The 1,724-nt window shown below is 33.2% G+C and carries 3 protein-coding genes; all 3 read left to right on the plus strand.

Going from position 1 to position 1,724, the window contains the following annotated elements; all coding sequences use genetic code 11:
- The first annotated feature begins 118 nt into the window (after nucleotides 1-118).
- The 3 genes from PG766_RS16755 to PG766_RS16765 are packed head-to-tail and all read left to right on the plus strand — an operon-like array spanning nucleotide 119 to nucleotide 1,672.
- A complete protein-coding gene (locus tag PG766_RS16755) occupies nucleotides 119-766 on the plus strand; it encodes a DUF3990 domain-containing protein (protein WP_118199914.1) in 648 nt (215 codons plus the stop codon).
- Between the two features lie 13 nt (nucleotides 767-779).
- Nucleotides 780-1,199 (plus strand): hypothetical protein, encoded by a 420-nt coding sequence (locus tag PG766_RS16760; RefSeq protein WP_416810419.1) that lies wholly within the window; start codon nucleotides 780-782, stop codon nucleotides 1,197-1,199.
- Entirely contained in the window at nucleotides 1,199-1,672 is a 474-nt protein-coding gene (locus PG766_RS16765; RefSeq protein ID WP_118199916.1) for an NADAR family protein, read from the plus strand. The genes PG766_RS16760 and PG766_RS16765 overlap by 1 nt, the downstream gene beginning before the upstream one ends.
- Nucleotides 1,673-1,724 lie beyond the last annotated feature (52 nt).

Below are 1,724 nucleotides of genomic sequence, written 5' to 3' on the forward strand. Positions count from 1 at the left end.
CAATATTTTGCCAACCTCGACCACCTCATCACTCTTCACCAACGAAAGTGTAATGAACTAAAAGAAATAAAAAAATATATGCTACAGAACATGTTTGTATAAAGAAAAAGGTGAAACAATGGAAAAAATAACGTTATTTCATGGAACTTCTAAAAAAATTGTAGTGCCGACATATGGACTTGGTGAAAAAAAGCATGATTATGGAATGGGCTTTTATTTAACTGGAAATATAGATCTTGCAAAAGAATGGGCGGTTTGTAAACCGAATGTTACGAATGGCTGGGTTCATCAATATGAATTGGATACGGATGATTTGAAAATTCTGAATTTTCAAGAAAAAGATGTACTTTCATGGATAGCAGAGTTGATGAAGCATAGAGATGCAGCGGATTCCAAACGTTATCGAATGTTATCTAAAAGATTTATTGACAAATATGGAATTGATACAAGTGGATATGATGTTATAAAAGGTTGGAGAGCTAATGCGTCATATTTTTATATTGCAAAAGAATTTGTGAGAGATAATATTGACATTGATATTTTGAAAGAACTTTTATCTTTAGGAGGTTTGGGAATTCAATATTGTGTTAAATCTGAATTAGCATATTCAAAATTGCAAGAAGTAAAAGAAGGATTATTGTCTGTTGATTATACAGAGTTTAGAGAAAAATATAATCAGCGAGATATATCAGCAAGACAAAAAATGCGGGAATTGGTAGATTCTGATGCAAACAAGGTAACGAAAGTATTCAGTACATTGCTTTAGAACGGGAGAGATGATGATGAGAGCATATGCAGAAGATTATTTAAGTGATGTCGTGGAAACACAGGGAAAGTTGTTTGACTTTGTAGCACAGAAGTTTCCAGATAAAGATACGGAAGAATTTATTAAGACTTACATGAAAAGTAACACAAGAAAAAGTATTGATGAAGCACAGGCTTATGTAAATACTATGGATTGCAAAGAATTGTGGGAATATTTTCTAAAAACGGAACAATATTCGCTAAAGAATGGTGAAGGGATGAAAGGCTTTATGCCAGATTGGATTGGCGAGTTTTATGCTTATTACCAATGGTATTACAATATTCCAAGTGCAGAAGTGATTCAGAAAGTACCGATAGAATTTTTGGAGAAAGCGTACCATGGATTACATGATCTGGAACTTGATTTGGCAGTAAAAAAAGTAGGTGAAGAATAATGCAAATTATGTGTTTTCATAATCCATATGAGGAAAACGGATATTTGAGTAATTGGTATCCGGTGCAGTTTAGTGTAGATGGAATAGATTTTTCTTCTATGGAACAATTTATGATGTATCGGAAAGCACAGTGTTTTCAAGACAAAAAGATGGCAGATAAGATTTTGCAGACAGAAGATGTGGCACAGATTAAGAAGTTAGGAAGAGATGTTAAAGGATATGATGAAAATTTTTGGAATGGAGTAAGGCAGATTGTTGTTTATGAAGGACTTCTTGCAAAATTTTCTCAAAATCATGATTTAAAAGAGAAACTTATAGGAACTGATAATGCGATTTTGGTAGAGTGTGCTGTTAAAGATCAGATTTGGGGAATCGGATTATCTATGAAGGATGAAAATAGATTTAATCGGAGTAAATGGAGAGGACAAAATTTACTGGGATATGCGTTGATGATGGTAAGAGAACAATTATAAAAAGTGCATTCTTGGGAACAGCGTAAGCTTGGCGATATCACCACAAAAATTG

It is taken from the genome of Coprococcus sp. LG101-27 (assembly GCF_027695515.1).
Lineage (GTDB): Bacteria > Bacillota > Clostridia > Lachnospirales > Lachnospiraceae > Allocoprococcus > Allocoprococcus comes.

Bases quoted from the DNA above. Each gene is read 5' to 3' on its own strand.
- PG766_RS16755 (WP_118199914.1), top strand. From the start codon at position 119: ATGGAAAAAATAACGTTATTTCATGGAACTTCTAAAAAAATTGTAGTG.
- PG766_RS16760 (WP_416810419.1), top strand. From the start codon at position 780: ATGATGAGAGCATATGCAGAAGATTATTTAAGTGATGTCGTGGAAACA.
- PG766_RS16765 (WP_118199916.1), top strand. From the start codon at position 1,199: ATGCAAATTATGTGTTTTCATAATCCATATGAGGAAAACGGATATTTG.